The sequence below is a fragment of the Bradyrhizobium sp. Kon56 genome (assembly GCF_055807635.1).
This window is the reverse complement of record NZ_JBVVOU010000007.1, coordinates 89,191-109,133: the sequence shown is the minus strand read 5'-3', so window position 1 is coordinate 109,133 and position 19,943 is coordinate 89,191. Positions and strand designations below refer to the sequence as shown.

Genomic DNA, 19,943 nt, shown 5'->3' with positions numbered 1-19,943 from the left:
TACCTGAAGAGGACGCGATGACTAAGCGCAGTGAGGCGAAGTACAAGCTCGATCGCCGTATGGGCCAGAACATCTGGGGCCGCCCGAAGAGCCCCGTGAACCGCCGCGAATACGGCCCCGGCCAGCACGGCCAACGCCGCAAGGGCAAGCTCTCCGACTTCGGCGTGCAGCTCCGCGCCAAGCAGAAGCTGAAGGGCTATTACGCCAACATCTCCGAGCGTCAGTTCCACAGCATCTACGTCGAGGCCAGCCGCCTCAAGGGTGACACCGGCGAGAACCTGATCGGCTTGCTCGAGCGCCGTCTCGACGCGGTTGTGTACCGCGCCAAGTTCGTCTCGACGATCTTCGCCGCGCGCCAGTTCATCAACCACGGCCACGTCAAGGTGAACGGCCGCAAGGTCAACATCTCGAGCTATCTGGTCAAGCTCGGCGACGTGATCGAGGTCAAGGAATCATCCAAGCAGCTTGCCCACGTCCTCGAAGCCAGCCAGCTCTCCGAGCGTGACACCCCCGACTATCTCGAAGTCGACCATGGCAAGATGACTGCGAAATACATTCGCATCCCGCACCTCTCCGACGTGCCGTTCCCGGTGCAGATGGAGCCGCATCTGGTCGTCGAATTCTATTCGCGCTAAGATCTGAATATCGAAAGGCCCCGGTTCGCCGGGGCCTTTTTTGCTTAAAGAGCCACACTTCAGCGGCCGTTTACCTTCAGGAGGCGTCGCATGCTCTATACCCCTCCCCCGATCGATCCCAAGGCGCCGCCGGTGCGCATCAATCTGCTCTCGGACACGCAGACAAAGCCGACACCTGCGATGCGCGAGGCGATGGCGCGGGCGGAGGTCGGCGACGAGCAGGTCGGCGACGATCCGACCGTGAACGCCCTGTGCGAGCGCGTGGCCGAGCTGCTCGGCAAGGAAGCCGCGGTGTACATGCCGTCAGGCACGATGTGCAACGTCACCGCGACGCTGGTGCATTGCCGCCCCGGCGACGAGATCCTCGCCCATGAGAGCGCCCACATCATCGCGCGCGAAGGCGGCGCGCATGCCGCGATCGGCGGCTTTCAGGTCACGCAGCTGAAGGGACCCGACGGCCAGTTCACGCCGGAGACCTTTCGCAGAGCGCTGCATCCGCGTACCCGCTACCAGCCGCCGCAGACGGTGGTCAGCGTCGAGCAGACCGCCAATATCGGCGGCGGTACGGTCTGGAAGAAGGCCGCGCTCGACGAGATCGTCGCGATCGCGAAACAACATGGCCTCGTCACCCACATGGACGGCGCGCGCCTGCTCAATGCCACAGTTGCGAGCGGCATCTCTCCGCGCGACATGACCGCGGGGTGGGATTCGGCCTGGATCGACTTTTCGAAGGGCTTGGGCGCGCCGATCGGAGGCGTGCTCGCGGGCTCGCGCGCCTTCATCGATGCGGTCTGGCAGTGGAAGCAGCGCCTCGGCGGCTCGATGCGACAGGCCGGAATCTGCGCGGCGGCTTGCATCTACGCGCTCGACCATCATGTCGATCGGCTCGCCGACGATCACGCCAACGCGCGCGCGCTCGCCCGCGGACTGTCGCAGATCGCAGGCATCGAGGTGCAGGAGCCCGAAACCAACTTGGTGTTCTTCAAGCCCGATGGTACCGGCATTCCCGGCGACAAGATGGTCGCGGCGCTGCGCCAGCGCGGCGTGACGCTTGCGATGATGGATGGCCGCATCCGCGCCTGCACGCATCTCGACGTCAATGCGAGCCAGGTCGAGGAGACGATCGGATATATCCGCGAGATCGTGCGCGGAGTTAATCACCGCCCCATCGCCTGGTAGATCAGCGTCTTCAGCGCCAGTTGAATCCGGCCGCGCTGCGTCGGGGTCTGCACCATGAAGATCCCGAACAGATCGTCCTCGGGATCGATGAAGAAGAACGTGCCGCCGACGCCGTCCCAGCGATATTCGCCAAGCGGCCACGTTGTTCCAGGAGGCACCGAGGTGCGCACGGCGAAGCCGAGGCCGAAGCCGGAAGACCCGCCCGGATAATAGTTCTGGTCGCGCGCGATCTTCGTCTCCGGACCGATATGATCCGAGGCCATCAGCGCAATGGTCTCCGGTTTGAGATAGCGTCGGCCGTCATAGGTGCCGCCATTCAGCAGCATCTGGGCGAAGCGGGCGTAGTCGCCGATCGTACCGACCATGCCGCCGCCGCCCGATTCCCAGGTCGCAGGCCGCCTGATGTCGCGGACCTGCGTCGTCGGATTGATGTTGCGATCCTCCGGCATCGGCTCGGCGATGCGCGGGAATTTGGCGGGATCGGCGACGAAGAAAGCCATCTCGGTCATGCCGAGCGGATCGAGCAGCCGCTCCTTCTCGAACTGCAGCAGCGTCTTTCCCGCAATGATTTCGACGACGCGGCCGAGCACGTCGGTGGAATAGCCGTAATCCCACACCGTGCCGGGCTGCTCGACAAGCGGCAGCGTGGCGATCTTGGCGGCGAATTCGGCGTTGGTCAGATCGCTGTTGAAGAGATTGGCGTTCGCATAGAGCTCGCGCACCATGCCGCCGCCGTAATAGCCGTAAGGCAGCCCCGAGGTGTGGCGCAGCAGATCCTTGATCGTGATGGGTCGCTCCAGCGGCTCCAGCACCAGGGCGACTTTGCCGTCCTCGGCCTTCTTCTCGATGCCGACCTTCATGCCGGCGAAGGCCGGAATGTATTTCGAGACGGGATCGTCGAGCGACAGCTTGCCCTCCTCGACCAGCATCATCGCCATGACTGAGGTAACCGGCTTCGACATCGAGTAGAGGCGGAAGATCGTGTCCGCGCTCATCGAGAGTTCGGTCGCGACGTCGCGGACGCCGAAATTCTGATAATAGACCGGCTTGCCGTGCTGCTGAAGCAGCAGGATGGCTCCGGGGATCTTGCCGGTGGCCACCTCGTTGCGGATGTAGTCGGAAACCTTCGCCAGCCCCGCGGGCGCGAGCGTGTGGACCGCAGGTCTCTCGGAACCTGCCTTCGCAACGATGCCGCCGGCGAGAAGGACGAGCGCCGCGATCAATGCGCGGCGCCCGAACATGTCAATTCTCCATCGCTTCATAAACCAGCTGCTTCAATGTTCGCTGCACGCGCTGGCGCTCGGTCGGGGTCTGCTCCAGCAGCACGAAGAACATGTCCTGCTTGGGGTCGACCACGAAATAGCAGCCGGAGGCGCCATCCCATTTCAATTCGCCGAGATCGCCGGGCGGCGGCGGTTTTGCGTTGCCGGGGTCGGTGCGCACCGCAAGTCCGAGACCGAAACCAAAACCGTCACCGGGGAAATAAAAATAATCGCGATCGACGCCCGACTTGAGGCCGATCTGGTCAGTCACCATCAGCTTGAACGTCTCGGGCTTGAGAATCGTCTTGCCGTCGAGATTGCCGCCCTGGAGCAGCATCTGCGTAAAGCGCTCATAATCGGCCATGGTCGTGACCATACCGCCGCTGGCGAACTGGATCTTCTTGACGACTGTCGGATCGTTGATCCGCCCGACCCGGAAATCGCTGTCGTTCGGCACCGGCTGCGCCAGCAGCTTCTGCTTCTCGGGATCGGTGACGAAGAAGCCGGTGTCGACCATGCCGAGCGGGTCGAGCAGCTTCTCCCGTTCGATCTCGATGAGCGGCTTGCCGGCCGCGACTTCCATGACCCGCGCCAGGATGTCGGTGGAATGGCCGTATTGCCACAGCGCGCCCGGCTGGTTGTGCAGCGGCAGTTTTGCGATGCGCTCGGCGAACTCCGCGAGGTCGAAATCGCCGGCATAGATGTTGGCGTCGCGATAGGCCTTGCGGACCAGGCTGTCGCCATAGAAGCCGTAGGTGACGCCCGAGGTGTGCGTCATCAAATCGTGCACCGTCATCGGCCGGTTGGGCGGCACGAGCTCGAGCGACTTGGTGCCGTCCTCGGCCTTCTTCTCGACGCCGACTTTCACATTGGCGAAGGAGGGAATGTATTTCGAGACGGGATCGTCGAGCTTGATCGTACCTTCCTCGATCAACTTCACTGCAACGACGGAAGTGATCGCCTTGCTCATCGAGAACAGGCGGAAGATCGTCTTGTCGGTGATCGGCGCCTTGCTGACGGCGTCCTGCACGCCGAAGACTTCGTGGTAGACGGGCTTGCCATGTTGCTTGATGAGGACGTTTGCCCCTGCGATCTTGCCGGTCGCGACCTCGTTCTTGAAGAACTCGGTGATCCTCGCGAGCTTGTCCGGATTGAAATGCGCGCCGGCCGGAATCTCGTAGGTGCCCTCCGCCCGCGCGAACGACATCGTACCTAACGATACAAGCGCGGCGCAGACAAGCGCGCGCAGTCCAGACTGTGAAATCATATCCCCTCCCCGGAACATGGCCCGGCGGAGTGTACCGACCACGTCATCAGGCACAAGGGCCGCCGTACCGCGCCAAAGTGTCCGCGTGCAGAGCCGCGCTCTTTTCCGAGAAACAGCAAAATATGACGTCGACGACCAACGGCGCGGCCGGCAGGGCCTCAATGGTCGCATGGACCGCAATCTTCGCGGCCTGGTCGGCTGGAAAGCCGTAAACCCCGGTCGAAATCGCGGAGAACGCCACGGAGGTCAGCTGATTGGCCCCGCAGAGCTCAAGCGCACGGCGATAACAGGAGCCCAGCGCCTCTGCCTCACCGCGAGTGCCGCCGTGCCAGACCGGACCGACTGCATGGATGACATGACGCGCAGGGAGAAGGTAGCCCTTCGTGATCTTGGCATCGCCGGTCGGGCATCCTCCGAGCTTCCGGCACGCGGCTAGAAGCTCGGGCCCGGCCGCCCGATGGATCGCGCCATCCACGCCGCCCCCACCCAGGAGCGACGTGTTGGCCGCGTTGACGATGGCGTCAACGCTCAGCGTGGTGATGTCAGCAACGATGACCTTGAGCTCCGCGCCGCCGATCCGGCGCGTCAGCTGGGTCACGTATCAGGCCGCGACAGCGACGCCCTTTTCGGAGAAGAGCTGCTGCAATTCACCGGCTTGGAACATCTCGCGGACAATGTCGCAGCCGCCGACGAACTCGCCCTTCACATAGAGCTGCGGAATGGTCGGCCAGTTCGAATAGTCCTTGATGCCGTTGCGCAGTTCGGCGGATTCGAGAACGTTGAGGCCCTTATAGCCGACGCCGATGTGGTCGAGGATCTGGACGACCTGGCCGGAGAACCCGCACTGCGGAAATTGCGGTGTGCCCTTCATGAACAGAACCACGTCGTTCGACTTCACTTCGTTGGCGATGAATTCCTCGATGCTCATATCCGTGTCCTTATGGGGCGGAGCCCACTCCAATTGCTTCGGGCTGGCTCCGCCGATCTAACCCGATACCTGGGTATATATGTAGCCCAAACCGTTGTGCATCCAAAGTAAAATGGCGGCGAGCTGCCTCTTGTGGACCGCTCTCGGCTGCACCGGCCATTGCATGATGCCACGAATATCATCGTCAGGGAGGACTTTCATACCGTCACGGAGCCCCTATCTAGGACGAACCCGGCGTTTTGGAACCCGTCCACACCAACAACGTTCTCTTGTCCTGTCTGGAGAAAAACGTGACGAAACAAGCCTCCGCTCCGGCCCCCGCTCCGTCACTGTCGGTCGATTTGGGCGGCCTTGCCCAGAGGTTGGAAGACGCGTTTCTCGCCGTTCGCGACGAGACGGAGCGCCGGGCCGCGCCACTGTCGCCGGAGGACCAGCAGATCCAGTCCATGCCGGATGCGAGCCCGACGAAATGGCACAGGGCGCACACCACGTGGTTCTGGGAGCAGTTCGTGCTCGGCGAGCACTGTGCGGGCTACCGGCCCTTTCACCCTGACTTCGCCTTCCTGTTCAATTCCTATTACGTCAGCGCCGGTCCGCGCCATTCCCGCAATCACCGCGGCGACATCACCCGTCCGAGCGCCGATCAGGTCGGCGCTTATCGAAAACATGTCGACGCTGCCGTCGTGAAATCCTTCCGCGACGCCGGCGAGGACAAGCTTCGCGAGATCGCGCCGCTGGTCGAGGTCGGCCTCAATCACGAGCAGCAACATCAGGAATTGATGTTCACCGACATCCTGCACGCCTTCGCGCAGAACCCGATCCCGCCGGCCTATGATCCGGACTGGCGCTTCCCGGCCGCGACGCCGGCCAGCGAGGATTGGCTGACGCTGAACGAAGGCATCCACACCGTCGGTCACGTCGATGATAGTTTTCATTTCGACAACGAGAAGCCGGCGCACCGCGCCCTCGTCGGCCCGGTCAAGCTCGCACGCAATCTCGTCACCAATCGCGAATGGCTCGCCTTCATGCGTGACGGGGGCTACCGGACCGCAACGCTGTGGCTGATGGACGGTTTTGCGGCCGTGAACAACGAGGGCTGGGACTGCCCCGGTCATTGGCGCGAGATCGACGGCCAATGGCATGTGATGACGCTGGCCGGCCTCAAGCCGGTCGATCCCGACGCGCCCGTCTGCCACGTCAGCTATTACGAGGCTGACGCCTTTGCGCGCTGGGCCGGAAAACATCTGCCGACCGAGATGGAATGGGAGGTCGCGGCCCGCTCGGGCCAGCTCAACGATGCCTTCGGCATCGTCTGGCAGTGGACGCGATCGTCCTACTCGCCCTATCCCGGCTATCGCGCGATCGAAGGCGCGCTCGGCGAATACAACGGCAAGTTCATGGTCAACCAGCTGGTGCTGCGCGGCTCTTCGCTTGCAACTCCGGAGGGGCACAGCCGTATCACCTATCGCAACTTCTTCTATCCGCACCACCGCTGGCAATTCACGGGACTGCGGCTCGCCGACTACGAGTAAAATTCTCATCCGACGACAAATGCGCGCCGGACAGCGCGTTCAGGAGAGTATCATGAATGTGCACGCTAGCGCCTTGGCCGAAGCCCATCTTCCCGACGAACAGACCACCGCCTTTGCCCGCGAGGCCATCGAGGACCTGTCGCAGCAGCCTAAAAAGCTGTCGCCGAAATATTTCTACGATGCGGCCGGATCTGAATTGTTCGAGGCCATCACGCGGCTGCCGGAATATTACCCGACGCGCACGGAGCTAGCGATCCTGAAGGAGCGCGGCAGCGAGATCGCGAAAATCATTCCGGAGCACGCGGCCCTCGTCGAATTCGGCGCAGGCGCGACCACAAAGGTCCGCCTGCTGCTCAACCACTGCAAGTTCGCGGCCTATGTGCCCGTCGACATCTCCGGCGACTTCCTGACGGCGCAGGCAAACGGACTGAAGCGGGATTTTCCGTCACTCGGCATCTACCCGGTGGCGGCCGACTTCACCACGCCGTTCGAGCTGCCCAAGGCGGTGGCGACCATGCCCAAGGTCGGGTTCTTCCCAGGCTCGACCATCGGCAATTTCGAACCGCATGAAGCGCAGGCCTTCCTGAAGAGCGCACGCGCCATTCTGGGCCGCGGCGCGCAGATGATCATCGGCGCCGATCTCGAGAAGGAGGAGCGCCTGCTCCACGACGCCTATAACGATGCCGCCGGAGTCACCGCTCGCTTCAATCTCAATGTGCTGGTGCGGATCAACCGCGAGCTCGGCGGCAATTTCGACCTTTCCGCCTTCACCCATCGCGCGATCTACAATCGCGAGCGGCACCGCATCGAGATGCACCTGATCAGCAAGAAGAGCCAGACCGTGCGCCTGCTCGGCACCAGCTTTTCGTTCCGCGCCGGCGAGAGCATCCACACCGAGAACAGCTACAAATACAGCATCGAGCGCTTCGCGACGCTGGCGCAAGGCGCGGGTTGGCGGGTGCGCGAGAGCTGGACGGATGCGGCGAAGATGTTCTCAGTGCACGCGCTGGAGGTGGCGGAGTAAGCGCTCCGGCGCCAATGGCGGCGGCTCAATGCTCCTCGGCTTCTTCCGGCGTCGATCCCAGCGAAACCGACTCCCATACCGCAACAACGATCATGATCACCGTCGCGGCGACCGACAGCCATAGCGGCGACAGTTCGGCGGCAAACCACCACAGTGCCGCGAGCGCGATGATGCCAATCCCGTGCGAGAGCTGGAGGAAGCCGCGGATCGCGTGCTTGAACAGGATGGTGCCGACCAGGAACAGCAGCGGCCCGCCGATCGTGCTCACGATGATCCTGACATCTGAATGCCCCACCGGATGCTTCAGCACGAGTTCGTCGGAGACCGCGGTCAGGATGATGCCGGCGACGATCGGCATATGCAGGTAGGTGTAGGCGAGCCGCGCCAAGCGGCCGGATTCGGCGGATCTCGAGATGCGCTCGGCTCCGGCCTCGGCGCCCTTGTGGAAATAGACCCACCACATCGCGATGCTGCCGACCAGCGCGGAGACGAAGGCCGAAATGTTGTCAGCGGTCCAGTCAAGCTCGGCAAACGTCGCACCGTTGACGACAACGGCCTCGCCAAGCGCGATGATGACGAACAGCGAGCAGCGCTCGGCCATGTGGCCGCCTTCGACGGCCCAGGCCTCGACCGACGAGAAGCCCAGCTTGGGGATCCAGAAGCGCACCGCCGGCGAGACATATTCGATCGTCAGCGCCACGATCCAGAACCATAGCCGCGCCTCGTCATGGGCGAGGCCGCCGAGGATCCAGAAGATCGCGGAGACCGAGAGCCACGTCAGGATGCGGATCGCATTGTGCCGGACCGCAGTTCGATGCCGCGGCGTTGCAAACATCCAGAAGGCGGTGCGCCCGACCTGCATCGTTGCGTAAGCGATCGCAAACCACAGGCCCCGCCCCTCGAAGGCGGTCGGGATCGTCGTCGACAGCACGAGGCCGCCCAGCATCATCAGGAAGAGCAGGATCCGGACCGGCGTCAGCTCGGGATCGAGCCAGTTGGTGACCCAGGCGGTGTAGACCCACACCCACCATACCGCGAGAAACAGCACCGCGACGTGCACGGCACCGAGCGGCGTGAAATGGTGCAGCAGTGTGTGCGAGACCTGCGTGATCGCGAAAACGAAGACCAGGTCGAAGAACAGCTCGGCATTGGTGACGCGGCTGTGCTGGTTTGGCAGGATGACGCGAAACATCGCGCCGCGCGGATTGTCCGCAGCCATCGTCATCCCCCCGTCACGATCAGATCAAGCGCCCGGCACCCCGGTTTGCAGCGCCAGCGCATGCAGCACGCCGCCCATTTGGCCGCGGAGGGACTGATAGACGATCTGGTGCTGCTGGACGCGGGACTTGCCGCGGAAGGTCTCCGAGATCACGGTCGCGGCATAGTGATCGCCGTCCCCGGCGAGGTCACGGATGGTCACCTCGGCATCGGGGATCGCCGCCTTGATCATCGCCTCGATATCGTGGGCGTCCATTGGCATTCGGGTCGTGCTCCTGTCTCGGCTGCAATCAGTCTTGTCGTCGAATCGCTGCCGGGGTCCGGTTCTACAAAGCCAACCTTCCGGCGCGGCCAAACTTAGCGTGAACGGCCTTCTACGTCACGCCTTCCGGCACTATATCGGTGATCCGATCTGGATAAAGCCACGACAAAGTGCCGCGCGCGGCAGAGTGATCGAAAAAGGCGTGAAATCATGAAGCTTCCAGGGCCCGACCACCCCATCACCATCACCCCAAATCCCCGGCGCGTCCGCGTCACAGCCGGCGATATCGTGATCGCCGAGACCACCAAAGCGCTGACGCTGAAAGAGGCGAAATATCCGGCGGTGCAATATGTGCCGCGGCAGGACGCCAACATGGCGCTGCTGGAGCGCACCGACCGCGTCACCCACTGCCCCTACAAGGGGGATGCGAGCTATTACAGCGTCAAGGGGGACGGCAAGACACTGGACAACGCGATCTGGACCTATGAGGCCCCCTTTCCCGCGATGACCGAGATTTCGGGCCATCTCGCCTTCTATCCGGACAAGGTGAAGATCGAGGAATTGGGGTAGCTGCTTCCGTCATGGCCGGGCTCGTCCCGGCCATCCACGTTTTTGGGCAATCGCGGATACAGAACAACGTCGATGCCCGGGACCCGGCTCCGCCGAGGCTTCGCCGGGCTATAGGTGTTGGGCCGGCGAAGCTTCAGCGAAGACGGCAAGCCCGGGCATGACGACTGTGTGCGTGGGCAGCGCCCCGCTACGCCCTGAATATCGTCAGCCCCAGGATCAGCAGCACCAGGAAGATCGCGACGAACACGTAGAACAGGAAGCGGGCGATGTCGGCGGAGGCGGCCGAGATGCCGGTGAAGCCGAGCACGCCGGCTACGATCGAGACAAGTAAGAAGATCAGTGCCCATTTCAGGATCGTCATCGCCAGCTCCGAAATTGTACCGCCTGCCGCGGTCCTCAGGCCCTTTTGGCGAACGCTAACTTCGTCGCAGGGAACTGGTTCCTGGCGGTCTCAGGGACCCGCGGGCGTCCCAAACGACCCTTGCTGAATCCGGTTCCCGGCGGCAAAGTCCGGGCGGGACCGAAGCGCGACCGGGGCGGCCACGATGACGATGTCACATTCAGCGACGATCGGGGCAGAGGCGCACGCGGCGCCGAGGGCCAAGGCGCGCAATCTGTCGCTCGATCGCGCCCGCACCTTCCTGACGCTGGTGGTGCTGCTGCACCACGCCGTGATTCCCTACACCTATTTCGGGCACACCGATCCGGCGTCCTGGGCCGGTTTCGACGTGGTCGTGCTGGCCACCGACAGCTTCTTCATGGCAATGTTCTTCTTCCTGTCGGGACTGTTCACCTGGCCGGGCATCGCGCGCAAGGCGCCGTCAGTTTTTCTCCGCGACCGCCTGTTGCGGCTCGGGCTGCCGTTCGCGATCGCGGCGTTCACCGTCATCCCGCTCGCCTATTACGCGATCGCGCTGCGGCACGATCCCGGGCTGAGCTTCACGGCGTTCTGGTGGAAGACGATCACGGTTGGCCCGTGGCCGAGCGGCCCGATCTGGTTCGTGTGGGTGCTGCTGGCATTCGACCTGACCGCGAGCCTGCTCTACCGGGTCTCCGCGCGTCTGGTCGACCCGGGCAACCGGGTGTCGCTGCGCGGATTCGACCAGCCGGCCGTATTCTGGCTGCTGCTCGTCGTCGTCACGGCAATCGCCTACGTGCCGGCGCTGCTCTATTTCGGCGGCAGCAAATGGTTCGAGCTCGGGCCGTTCTCGGTGCAGGCGAGCCGCATCCTGCTCTACTTCGCCTATTTCTTTATCGGCGTCAGCGTTGGAGCGGCCAACTTCGATCGCGGCATCCTCAGCGCCGGCGGGCAGTTGCCGAAACAGCGCTGGCTGTGGGTGATCGCCACGCTGATCGCCTACTGCCTGATGTGGGGCATGATCTACATCAAGCGCGAGATCCTCGGTAATCCCGACCCACAACCGCACTGGTATCAGGCGATCTACGGTACGTTCTTCGTGCTGTTCTCAGGCTCGATCCTGCTCGCGATTCTCGCGTTCTTCCTGCACCAGAAGTCGCCGGGCCCGAACCTGCTCGACCGCATGCAGGCGGATGCCTACGGCATCTTCCTGGTGCACTACCCGATCGCGTTGTGGATCCAGTACGCGTTGTTCGACTACAGCCTGCCGGCGATCGTGAAGGCTGCGATCGGCTTCGTGCTTACGGTGATCCTGAGCTGGGGTCTGACGGCGGCCTTACGGAAGATTCCGGGAGCGTCGCACGTGTTGTGAGGCGCGATACCCGTAGCCCGGATGAGCGTAGCGATATCCGGGAAACCTCACGACAAAGACCCGGATATCGCTTCGCTCAACCGGGCTACCGGTTCAGCCCCTCAGGCTGCCTTCCCGCCCATATATTCCGGCAGCCAGCGCTCGAACGAGGTCCGCAGCGCCTCGATCGTTACAGGCGCCTCGCCCGCGATCGCGATCGCGTCGCCGCCGGTGGTGCCGATCCGCACGCAGGGCACCTCGCAGCCGCGCATCTTGGCGAGCACGCGGCCGGCCTCGGTTTCAGGCACGGTGACGAGATAGCGCGCCTGGTCCTCGCCGAACCAATAGGCCTGAGGCACCAAGGAGGTCGGCGCCGCGAGCAGTTTGGCGCCGATGCCGCCCGCCATCGCCATCTCGGCCAGCGCAATCAGCAGGCCCCCGTCGGACAGATCGTGCACGGCGGTCGCGGTGCCCGCATGGATCATGCCGCGCACGCAGTCGCCGTTGCGCTTCTCAGCCGCGAGGTCGACCGGCGGCGGCGCGCCCTCCTCGCGACCGCAGATGTCGCGCAGGTAAACGGACTGGCCGAGCCAGCCATGAGTCTCGCCGATCAGGAGGATCGCCTCGCCTTCGGCCTTGAAGGCGAGCGACGCGGACTTGGTGAAATCATCGAGCAGGCCGACGCCGCCGATCGAGGGCGTCGGCAAGATCGCGCGGCCGTTGGTCTCGTTGTAGAGCGAGACGTTGCCGGACACGACCGGGAAGTCGAGCGTACGGCAGGCTTCCGAGATGCCCTTCAGGCAGCCGACGAACTGGCCCATGATCTCGGGCCGCTCAGGATTGCCGAAATTGAGATTGTCGGTGATCGCAAGCGGCTTGCCGCCAACCGCGGTGATGTTGCGCCAGGCTTCCGCCACCGCCTGCTTGCCGCCTTCAAACGGATCGGCCTCGCAATAGCGCGGCGTCACGTCGACGGTCAGCGCCAAGCCCTTCGGGCCGTCCTGCACGCGCACAACCGCGGCATCGCCGCCGGGACGCTGCATGGTGTTGCCGAGAATGACGTGGTCATACTGCTCCCAGACCCAGCGCTTGCTGCACATATCGGGCGTTCCGATCAGCTTTTCGAGCGCGGCACCGAGACCCATCGGCGCCGCCACCTCGCGCGCATGCACGACCGGCAGCGCGGCGGAGGGGACATGCGGGCGATCATAGAGCGGCGCCTCGTCGCCGAGCTCCTTGATCGGCAAATCGGCCATGACGTCACCGCCATGCTTGACCACGAAGCGCTTGCTCGGCGTGGTGTAGCCGACCACGGCGAAATCGAGGCCCCACTTCTTGAAGATCGCCTCGGCCTCTTTCTCCTTCTCGGGCTTGAGCACCATGAGCATGCGCTCCTGGCTCTCCGAGAGCATCATCTCGTAGGCGCTCATGCCGAGCTCGCGCGTCGGCACCGCGTCGAGATCGAGATCGACGCCGAGGTCGCCCTTGGCGCCCATCTCCACCGCCGAACAGGTCAGGCCCGCCGCGCCCATGTCCTGGATCGCGATGACGCAGCCCTTCTCCATGATCTCGAGACAAGCCTCTAACAGCAGCTTTTCGGCAAAGGGATCGCCGACCTGCACGGTCGGACGCTTCTCTTCGGACTTGTCGTCGAACTCGGCCGAGGCCATCGAGGCGCCGTGGATGCCGTCGCGGCCGGTCTTGGAGCCGAGATAGACGATCGGCATGTTCACGCCGGAGGCGGCGGCATAGAAGATCTTGTCGGTATCGGCGAGGCCGACCGCCATCGCGTTGACGAGAATGTTGCCGTCATAGCGGGTGTGGAAACGGACCTGGCCGCCGACCGTCGGCACGCCGAACGAGTTGCCGTAGCCGCCGACGCCAGCGACGACACCGGAGACGAGATGCCGCGTCCTGGCATGCTCCGGTGCGCCAAAGCTCAGCGCGTTGAGGCAGGCGATCGGCCGCGCGCCCATGGTGAAAACGTCGCGCAAGATGCCACCGACACCGGTGGTCGCGCCCTGGTAAGGCTCGATGTAGCTCGGGTGGTTGTGGCTCTCCATCTTGAAGACCACGGCCTGGCCGTCGCCGATGTCGATCACACCGGCATTCTCGCCCGGGCCCTGGATCACCCAGGGCGCCTTGGTCGGCAAGCCCTTCAGATGGAGGCGCGAGGATTTGTACGAGCAGTGCTCGTTCCACATCGCCGAGAAGATGCCGAGCTCGGTGAAGGTCGGCTCCCGCCCGATCAGCTTGAGAATGCGCTCATACTCGTCGGGCTTGAGCCCGTGGGCGGCAATCAGCTCGGGGGTGATCTTGGGTTCGTTCTTCATGGAATTTGGGCTTTCGACGGCGGTTGGCCGTTCTTAGGAACATCGGACGGCTTGGAAAAGCCCTTTATGGCGCATTTTCCCGCTGTCCCACGTTTTGCGGCCGGGGGCTGCGGGAACAGGAATTGCACAGCGCGGACAGATCGGATTTAAGGACAAAAGACCCGCAATTGAAGGCCCATTTCCTTGCATGAATTGACCAAAGCGCCCCCGCCTCGCCGCCCCGACCTCCACGTCGCGACCGATGGGGAATTCCAGGGCTGGCGAACCTGGATTCGTGACAGTTTTGAGAGCCATATCGGCCCGTTCTGGCACAAGATCGAGGACGACGGCAGCGTCCGCTCGGCGTTCCGGGTCGAGAAAAAGCACCTCAACGGCTCCGGAAACGTCCATGGCGGCTGCTTCATGGCGTTTGCCGACTATTGCCTGTTCGCGATCGCCACCCACGAACTGGATGGGCCGGCGGTGACCACCAATTTCGCCTGCGACTTCCTCGACGCGGCGCGCGAAGGCGAGTTGATCGAATGCGTCGGCGAGGTCTCCCGCGCCGGCGGCTCGCTGATCTTCCTGCGCGGCAAGCTGATATCGGGCGGGCGGCCTCTCTTCACCTTCTCCGGTACGATCAAGCGGGTGAAGCGGAAGCCGGCACCGCAGCCAAACGCATAGCTCGCCGCCTTCCCTTTTGGCGCCCCCTCGCCCAGACTTGTGTCCAGCGCTGTCGCGCCGGGGAGCAACATCAAGGTGCCGCAGAGCACATCGCCGACGGGGCGGGCCACAGTCTCGCAATTGCCGTCCATGCCCGCCACAGGCGCGCGCAACTGGCGCGACTATGCGCTGCTGTTCGCGCTGGCCTGCTGCTGGAGTTCAACCTATCCGCTGGCGAAGCTCGCGCTGGATACGATCCCGCCCGTGACCTTCATCTCGGCGCGCTCGCTGATCGCGGCCGCCTTCCTGTTCGCGATCCTGTGGATGCGCGGCGTCAGGATCCCGACCGACGCCAAGGCGTGGAAGTTGTTCGCCACCCAGCAATTGATCAACTCGACCTTTCCGTTCCTGATCATCACCTGGTCGCAGCAATATGTGCCGGCTTCGAACACGGTGGTGCTGGCCTCGACCACGCCGATCTTCGCCTTCCTGATCACCTCGCTGATCACGCGTCACGAACCGGCAACGCTGTTGAAGCTCTTGGGCGCGCTCCTCGGCCTCGCCGGCACAATCGTCATCGTGGGCCTGGATGCGCTGCGCGGCTTCGGCAGCGAGATCGTGGCCGAGATCGCCATCCTGCTCGCCACCATCTCGTTCGCCTGCGCCACGATCTTCGGCCTGCGGCTGTCCGAATACGATCCGATGGTGGTGGCAGCCGGCTCGCTGCTGTTCGGCGGCCTCGTGCTGCTGCCGCCTTCGCTGATCGTCGACCAGCCCTGGACGCTGCACCCGACGCCGACCGCGATCACAGCCACCATTGTCATGGGCATCGTGTCCAGCGCCCTGGGGCTGATGCTGTTCTACATGTGCCTGGGACGGCTCGGCACGCTGACGACGAACGCACAAGGCTATTTGCGTATCCCGATTGGCGTCGGCCTCTCCGTGCTGCTGCTCGGCGAGAGCGTGCCCTCGAACCTGGCGCTGGGACTGGTGCTGGTCATGGCGGGCGTCGCCGCGATGACGGTGCCGACGGAGCGGTTGAAGCTGCGGTGACCCGCTGCTTCCGCCGTTCGGCACGAGGCACTCAATGCGGCTTGCGCAACAATCCGCTCGCCAACGCTTGGAAGGCGTCAACGGCCTTGGTCAGGATGCCTGGCGGATCGTCGGCTGCGGCGACCCACAGCGCTGCGCTCAGCGCAGCCCCGTTCAGCAAGCGTCCCGCCGCTTCGACATCGACGGGCTTCACAATCCCCTGTTCGATCAGCGACCGAATGGTTCGCATGGTAATCTCAAGACAGGCATTCTCGCCGGGCCACTTGGATGGATCACCGAGCACGGCCGGTCCATCCAGAAGCATGACGCGCTGAATTTCAGGATCGAGCGCCATCTCGATATAGGCGGTCCCCTCTGCAAGCAGTCCTTGCCACAAGCTCGGCGCTTGCTCGCGGGCCGTGCGGAGCCGTTCCGCCATTTCGCTGTCGATCTGCTCAACGACGGCCCAGAGCAGCCCCTTCTTGTCTTCGAAGTTGTGATACAGCGCGCCCCGCGTCAGTCCGACGGAAGCAGTCAACTCGTCCATCGACGCGGCTGCATAGCCCTGTGTGGCAAACGCCCTGCGCGCGGCCCGGATGAGCTTGGCCCGACTTTCCGCCATCGCCTCGGCGCGCTTGCCCTTCGCCATGCTTCCCAACTCCATTTGCCGACCCTATTGACATACGGTCCGTATGTGAGCCATATTCCACATACGCTACGTATATGAACAGCTCGTGGAAATCCAGTGGCAGGCCCTGCCCACCACAGCTGCGACCGCCATTCCATCAATCAAGGATCCAGACATGCCCAAGCGCGACGCAATCTTCCCGGCCGGCCGCCACGCCCTCTATGAAGCGCACCGCTATTCGGCCGCGATCCGGTCCGGCGACCTGCTCTTCGTCTCCGGGCAGGTTGGAAGTCGCGAGGACGGCTCGCCCGAACCGGTGTTTGAGGACCAGGTCCGACGCGCGTTTGCCAATCTGCGTGCCGTTCTCGCAGCGGCCGGATGCACGCTGGACGATGTGGTGGACGTCACCACGTTCCATACCGATCCGGCCACGCAGATCGAGAAGGTGATGGCAATTCGCGCTGCGGAGATCGGGGAGGCACCCTATCCGAACTGGACGGCAGTCGGAGTGAATTGGCTTGCCGGGTTCGACTTCGAGATCAAGGTGATCGCCCGCATTCCTGCTGCGGGGTAAGCGTTCTCGTGGCGATGATGCCAACCGTCAGGAGCCTCGCGCTATTACTTGGCGTCGTCGGCCAGCATCTTGCGGTACTTCTCGACGTCGCGCGTCACGAGCTTTTGCAGCACCTCGGGCGTGTGCTCGTCGGGATCGGGGACAACGGTCGAGAGGTCGGCGAACCGTTTCTTCACCGCGTCGGTTTCCACGGCCGTACGCGCGGCGGCATTCAGCTTGGCAATGACCGCCGGCGGAGTGCCCTTGGGCGCGAACAGGCCGTTCCAGCCCTGCGCCTCGAATTCGGGCAGGCCGGCTTCGGCCGACGTCGGCAGATCCGGCAGGGTCGCGAGCCGCACGGTCGAGCCGACCACGAGCCCGCGCGCCAGCTTCTCGTTGATCGACTGCGAGACGGAGGCTGCCGCATCGCAGACGCCGTCGATCTGGCCGCCGATCGCATCCGTGAGCGCGGGGGCGGCGCCGCGATAGCCGACCAGCGTCGCGTCGATCCCGGCGGCTGTGACGAAGCTCTTGCAGATCAGGTAGTTCGAGGACCCGACGCCGGCATGGCCGAGATTGATCTTGCCCGGATTGACCTTGGCGTAGGCGATGAGCTCTTTCAGGTCCTTTGCCGGAAAATCGTTGCGCACGGCGATGATGCCGAACGTCTTCGCCACCATGGCGATCGGCACGAAGGAGTCCGGCGTGAACGGCAGCTTTGGATAGATCGTATAGGTCGCAGCGTTGGTGCCGGCATTGCCGATCGCAATGGTGTAGCCGTCAGGCTCGGCGCGGGAGGCGCGCGCCAGTGCGGTCGAGCCGCCGGCGCCGGCGACATTCTCGATCACGATGGTCTGGCCGAGCGCGATGCCCATCTGCTCGGCAACCGTGCGCGCGATCACGTCGGACGTGCCGCCGGCCGCGAACGGCACGATCATGGTGACGGGACGCTTGGGGAAATCCTGTGCGAACGCGGCCGTCGCGAACGCAACGACGGCGACAGCGGCCGGCAGCCGCTTCAGCACGAACGCAATCACGCGGCTTTTTCCAGATGCGCGGTGAGGCCGGCGAACAGGCCGCGACCGTCGGTGCAGCCCATGATGTCTTCGACGTGGTTTTCCGGATGCGGCATCATGCCGAGCACGTTGCCCTTGTCGTTGACGATGCCGGCGATGGATTGCGCGGCGCCGTTGATGTTGCTGATATCGTCGATCGCGCCGTCAGCCGAGCAATAGCGGTAAAGGACGCGACCCTCGCCTTCGAGCCGCTTGATGGTCTCCGCGTCCGCCGCATAATTGCCCTCGCCATGCGCGATGGGCACGCGGATCACCTGCCCGGCATTGTAGCCGCGCGTGAATGGCGTGTCGGAGCGCTCCACGCGCAGATGCACGTCGTGGCAGATGAATTTCAGCCGCGCATTGCGCATCAGGACGCCAGGCAAGAGGCCGGACTCGCAGAGGATCTGAAAACCGTTGCAGACGCCGAGCACGAGGCCGCCCTTGGCCGCATAGTCGCGCACCGCGTCCATCACCGGCGCCCGCGCCGCAATCGCGCCGCAGCGCAGATAATCGCCATAGGAGAACCCGCCGGGCACCACCACGAGGTCGGTGCCATCAGGCAGCGACGTCTCGGCATGCCACACCAGCGCGGGCTCGCTGCCCGAGATCAGCCTCAAGGCACGCGCCATGTCGCGCTCGCGGTTGATTCCGGGAAAGACGAGGATGGCGGCTTTCATGGCAGAGGTTCCGAACGAAGATTGAATGGGGCTGGCACGGCTGCCAAATCGTGAGCAGACATATCCATTTGACGGGGATTTTACCAGTGCTAGCCTCGGCCGCGAGCGTTGTGCACAGGCCATAGCCCGCCATCGGCCGATCGATTCGCCCGGGATTAAAGCCATGAATGTCCCCTCGCTGCCCGCATCCCTCTCCGAGCCGGTGTCCACCGAGGGCGTGATCGCCGCCGGTGCCTATGTCGACGGCCGGCGCGTCGCCAATATTGCCATCAGCGAGGCCTCGAGCTGGCGGGCGAAGCCCGGCCACGTGGTCTGGATCGGGCTGCACGAGCCCGACATGGCGCTGCTCAGCGCGGTGCAGAAGCAGTTCGACCTGCACGAGCTTGCCATCGAGGACGCCAACCACGCCCATCAGAGACCGAAGATCGAGCAATATGGCGAGGCCCTGTTCATCGTGGCGCGAACCGCGCAACTGATCGAGGGCCGGATCGCCTTCGGCGAGACGCACATCTTCGTTGGCGAAGGCTATCTGGTCTCGGTGCGCCACGGCGCGTCGACATCCTACACGCCGGTGCGCGAACGTTGCGAAAGCTGCCCGCGAGCGCTCGCGCGCGGCGAGGACTACATCCTCTACGCCATCCTCGATTTCATCGTCGACAACTACTCGCCCGTGCTCGAGAGCATTCACGAAGAGGTCGAGAGCATCGAGGATGACGTGCTCTCCAAGGCGATCAGCAAGGCGCAGATCGAGCGGCTCTATATGCTGCGCCGCGACCTCTTGCGGCTCAGGACCGCGATCGGGCCGCTGGTGGAGGTCTGCCGCCGTCTGGAGCACGACGAGCTTGCGATGGTGCGCGCGACGATGCAGCCGCTGTTCCGCGACGTCACCGACCACGTCCGCAACATCCAGGAGCGGATCGATTCCATGCGCGAGGTGCTGGCCTTCGCCTTCGAAGCGAGCCTGCTGGTCGGCCAGGCCCAGGAGACGGCGGTCTCCAAGAAACTTGCCTCCTGGCTCGCGATCATCGCGATCCCGACCGCGCTTGCCGGCATCTACGGCATGAACTTCAAGCACATGCCGGAGCTGGACTGGGAGTACGGCTATTACACGCTGCTCGGCGTGATGCTGACGGCGTGCGGCGCGCTGTATTGGCGTTTTCGTCGGGTCGGATGGCTGTGAGCCATCCCGTTCACCCGATCAGCTCGACCCGGTAGTTCTCGATCACGGTATTCGCCAGCAGCTTGTCGGCGGCATCCTTCAACGCCGCCTCCGCCTTCGCCTTGTCCGTGCCCGCGAGCTCGATGTCGAACACCTTGCCCTGCCGGACGCTGGCGACGCCGTCGACGCCGAGCGACTTCAACGCACCCTCGATCGCCTTGCCCTGCGGATCGAGGATGCCCGTTTTCAACGTCACGGTAACACGTGCCTTCACG

Annotated in this window: 22 protein-coding genes; 10 read left to right on the top strand and 12 right to left on the bottom strand. The window is 64.0% G+C overall.

Going from position 1 to position 19,943, the window contains the following annotated elements:
• Positions 1-17: 17 nt before the first annotated feature.
• Both rpsD and AC0L3B_RS13605 read left to right on the top strand, forming a co-directional pair.
• Positions 18-635, top strand: coding sequence for a 30S ribosomal protein S4 (rpsD, locus tag AC0L3B_RS13610; RefSeq protein WP_007602315.1), 618 nt, complete (start codon positions 18-20; stop codon positions 633-635).
• 90 nt (positions 636-725) lie between these two features.
• A complete protein-coding gene (locus tag AC0L3B_RS13605; protein WP_473332459.1) occupies positions 726-1,814 on the top strand; it encodes a threonine aldolase family protein in 1,089 nt (362 codons plus the stop codon).
• On the opposite strand, the gene AC0L3B_RS13600 is transcribed toward AC0L3B_RS13605, so the two are convergent.
• Genes AC0L3B_RS13600 through grxD form a run of 4 tightly spaced genes read right to left on the bottom strand, consistent with a single transcriptional unit; the run spans position 1,793 to position 5,271 of the window.
• The gene (locus AC0L3B_RS13600; protein ID WP_247337335.1) at positions 1,793-3,055 is read right to left on the bottom strand and encodes a serine hydrolase domain-containing protein; all 1,263 of its coding nucleotides are present in this window, start codon (positions 3,053-3,055) and stop codon (positions 1,793-1,795) included. The genes AC0L3B_RS13605 and AC0L3B_RS13600 overlap by 22 nt on opposite strands.
• Position 3,056: 1 nt before the next feature.
• Entirely contained in the window at positions 3,057-4,343 is a 1,287-nt protein-coding gene (locus AC0L3B_RS13595; RefSeq protein ID WP_026232971.1) for a serine hydrolase domain-containing protein, read from the bottom strand.
• Between the two features lie 46 nt (positions 4,344-4,389).
• On the bottom strand, positions 4,390-4,941 hold the full coding sequence (locus AC0L3B_RS13590; protein ID WP_473380516.1) for an O-acetyl-ADP-ribose deacetylase: 552 nt from the start codon (positions 4,939-4,941) through the stop codon (positions 4,390-4,392).
• 3 nt (positions 4,942-4,944) lie between these two features.
• A complete protein-coding gene (gene grxD, locus AC0L3B_RS13585) occupies positions 4,945-5,271 on the bottom strand; it encodes a Grx4 family monothiol glutaredoxin (RefSeq protein WP_007602294.1) in 327 nt (108 codons plus the stop codon).
• 239 nt (positions 5,272-5,510) lie between these two features.
• Here grxD and egtB point away from each other — a divergent pair, with 239 nt between their 5' ends.
• Positions 5,511-6,803, top strand: a complete 1,293-nt coding sequence (gene egtB / locus AC0L3B_RS13580) for an ergothioneine biosynthesis protein EgtB (protein ID WP_473380515.1) — start codon at positions 5,511-5,513, stop codon at positions 6,801-6,803.
• A 52-nt stretch (positions 6,804-6,855) separates the two neighbouring features.
• Positions 6,856-7,827, top strand: coding sequence for an L-histidine N(alpha)-methyltransferase (gene egtD, locus AC0L3B_RS13575; protein WP_085384329.1), 972 nt, complete (start codon positions 6,856-6,858; stop codon positions 7,825-7,827).
• A gap of 25 nt (positions 7,828-7,852) precedes the next feature.
• Here egtD and AC0L3B_RS13570 read toward each other — a convergent pair whose 3' ends face one another.
• Positions 7,853-9,046: a low temperature requirement protein A gene (locus AC0L3B_RS13570; protein ID WP_026232969.1), complete on the bottom strand. Its 1,194-nt coding sequence runs from the start codon at positions 9,044-9,046 to the stop codon at positions 7,853-7,855.
• A 24-nt stretch (positions 9,047-9,070) separates the two neighbouring features.
• A complete protein-coding gene (locus tag AC0L3B_RS13565; protein ID WP_007602284.1) occupies positions 9,071-9,307 on the bottom strand; it encodes a BolA/IbaG family iron-sulfur metabolism protein in 237 nt (78 codons plus the stop codon).
• Between the two features lie 210 nt (positions 9,308-9,517).
• On the opposite strand from AC0L3B_RS13565, the gene AC0L3B_RS13560 reads away from it, so the two are divergent.
• The gene (locus AC0L3B_RS13560) at positions 9,518-9,877 is read left to right on the top strand and encodes a DUF427 domain-containing protein (protein ID WP_473380514.1); all 360 of its coding nucleotides are present in this window, start codon (positions 9,518-9,520) and stop codon (positions 9,875-9,877) included.
• A 187-nt stretch (positions 9,878-10,064) separates the two neighbouring features.
• Here the strand turns inward: AC0L3B_RS13560 and AC0L3B_RS13555 are convergent, their stop codons facing one another.
• Positions 10,065-10,238 carry a DUF1328 domain-containing protein gene (locus tag AC0L3B_RS13555; RefSeq protein ID WP_007602280.1) on the bottom strand — a complete coding sequence of 58 codons (174 nt, stop codon included), beginning with the start codon at positions 10,236-10,238 and terminating at the stop codon, positions 10,065-10,067.
• 190 nt (positions 10,239-10,428) lie between these two features.
• On the opposite strand from AC0L3B_RS13555, the gene AC0L3B_RS13550 reads away from it, so the two are divergent.
• Entirely contained in the window at positions 10,429-11,607 is a 1,179-nt protein-coding gene (locus AC0L3B_RS13550; RefSeq protein WP_085349361.1) for an acyltransferase family protein, read from the top strand.
• A gap of 101 nt (positions 11,608-11,708) precedes the next feature.
• Here AC0L3B_RS13550 and purL read toward each other — a convergent pair whose 3' ends face one another.
• Complete coding sequence (gene purL, locus AC0L3B_RS13545; RefSeq protein WP_247297271.1) at positions 11,709-13,919, bottom strand: phosphoribosylformylglycinamidine synthase subunit PurL; 2,211 nt, start codon at positions 13,917-13,919, stop codon at positions 11,709-11,711.
• 183 nt (positions 13,920-14,102) lie between these two features.
• Here purL and AC0L3B_RS13540 point away from each other — a divergent pair, with 183 nt between their 5' ends.
• Together AC0L3B_RS13540 and AC0L3B_RS13535 are read left to right on the top strand one after the other, a co-directional pair.
• Positions 14,103-14,582 (top strand): PaaI family thioesterase, encoded by a 480-nt coding sequence (locus tag AC0L3B_RS13540; protein WP_085384292.1) that lies wholly within the window; start codon positions 14,103-14,105, stop codon positions 14,580-14,582.
• Positions 14,583-14,657: 75 nt separating this feature from the next.
• Entirely contained in the window at positions 14,658-15,614 is a 957-nt protein-coding gene (locus AC0L3B_RS13535; RefSeq protein ID WP_026232967.1) for a DMT family transporter, read from the top strand.
• 31 nt (positions 15,615-15,645) lie between these two features.
• Here the strand turns inward: AC0L3B_RS13535 and AC0L3B_RS13530 are convergent, their stop codons facing one another.
• A complete protein-coding gene (locus tag AC0L3B_RS13530) occupies positions 15,646-16,242 on the bottom strand; it encodes a TetR/AcrR family transcriptional regulator (protein ID WP_473332449.1) in 597 nt (198 codons plus the stop codon).
• A 154-nt stretch (positions 16,243-16,396) separates the two neighbouring features.
• Here AC0L3B_RS13530 and AC0L3B_RS13525 point away from each other — a divergent pair, with 154 nt between their 5' ends.
• Complete coding sequence (locus tag AC0L3B_RS13525; RefSeq protein ID WP_018455526.1) at positions 16,397-16,795, top strand: RidA family protein; 399 nt, start codon at positions 16,397-16,399, stop codon at positions 16,793-16,795.
• A gap of 44 nt (positions 16,796-16,839) precedes the next feature.
• On the opposite strand, the gene AC0L3B_RS13520 is transcribed toward AC0L3B_RS13525, so the two are convergent.
• Together AC0L3B_RS13520 and purQ are read right to left on the bottom strand one after the other, a co-directional pair.
• Positions 16,840-17,811 (bottom strand): tripartite tricarboxylate transporter substrate binding protein BugD, encoded by a 972-nt coding sequence (locus AC0L3B_RS13520; RefSeq protein WP_473380513.1) that lies wholly within the window; start codon positions 17,809-17,811, stop codon positions 16,840-16,842.
• On the bottom strand, positions 17,808-18,509 hold the full coding sequence (purQ, locus tag AC0L3B_RS13515) for a phosphoribosylformylglycinamidine synthase subunit PurQ (protein ID WP_247368158.1): 702 nt from the start codon (positions 18,507-18,509) through the stop codon (positions 17,808-17,810). Before purQ ends, AC0L3B_RS13520 begins: the two co-directional genes overlap by 4 nt.
• Positions 18,510-18,672: 163 nt before the next feature.
• Here purQ and AC0L3B_RS13510 point away from each other — a divergent pair, with 163 nt between their 5' ends.
• Complete coding sequence (locus AC0L3B_RS13510; RefSeq protein ID WP_018455523.1) at positions 18,673-19,689, top strand: magnesium and cobalt transport protein CorA; 1,017 nt, start codon at positions 18,673-18,675, stop codon at positions 19,687-19,689.
• Between the two features lie 10 nt (positions 19,690-19,699).
• Here the strand turns inward: AC0L3B_RS13510 and purS are convergent, their stop codons facing one another.
• Positions 19,700-19,942, bottom strand: coding sequence for a phosphoribosylformylglycinamidine synthase subunit PurS (gene purS, locus AC0L3B_RS13505; RefSeq protein ID WP_026232966.1), 243 nt, complete (start codon positions 19,940-19,942; stop codon positions 19,700-19,702).
• Position 19,943: the final 1 nt, after the last annotated feature.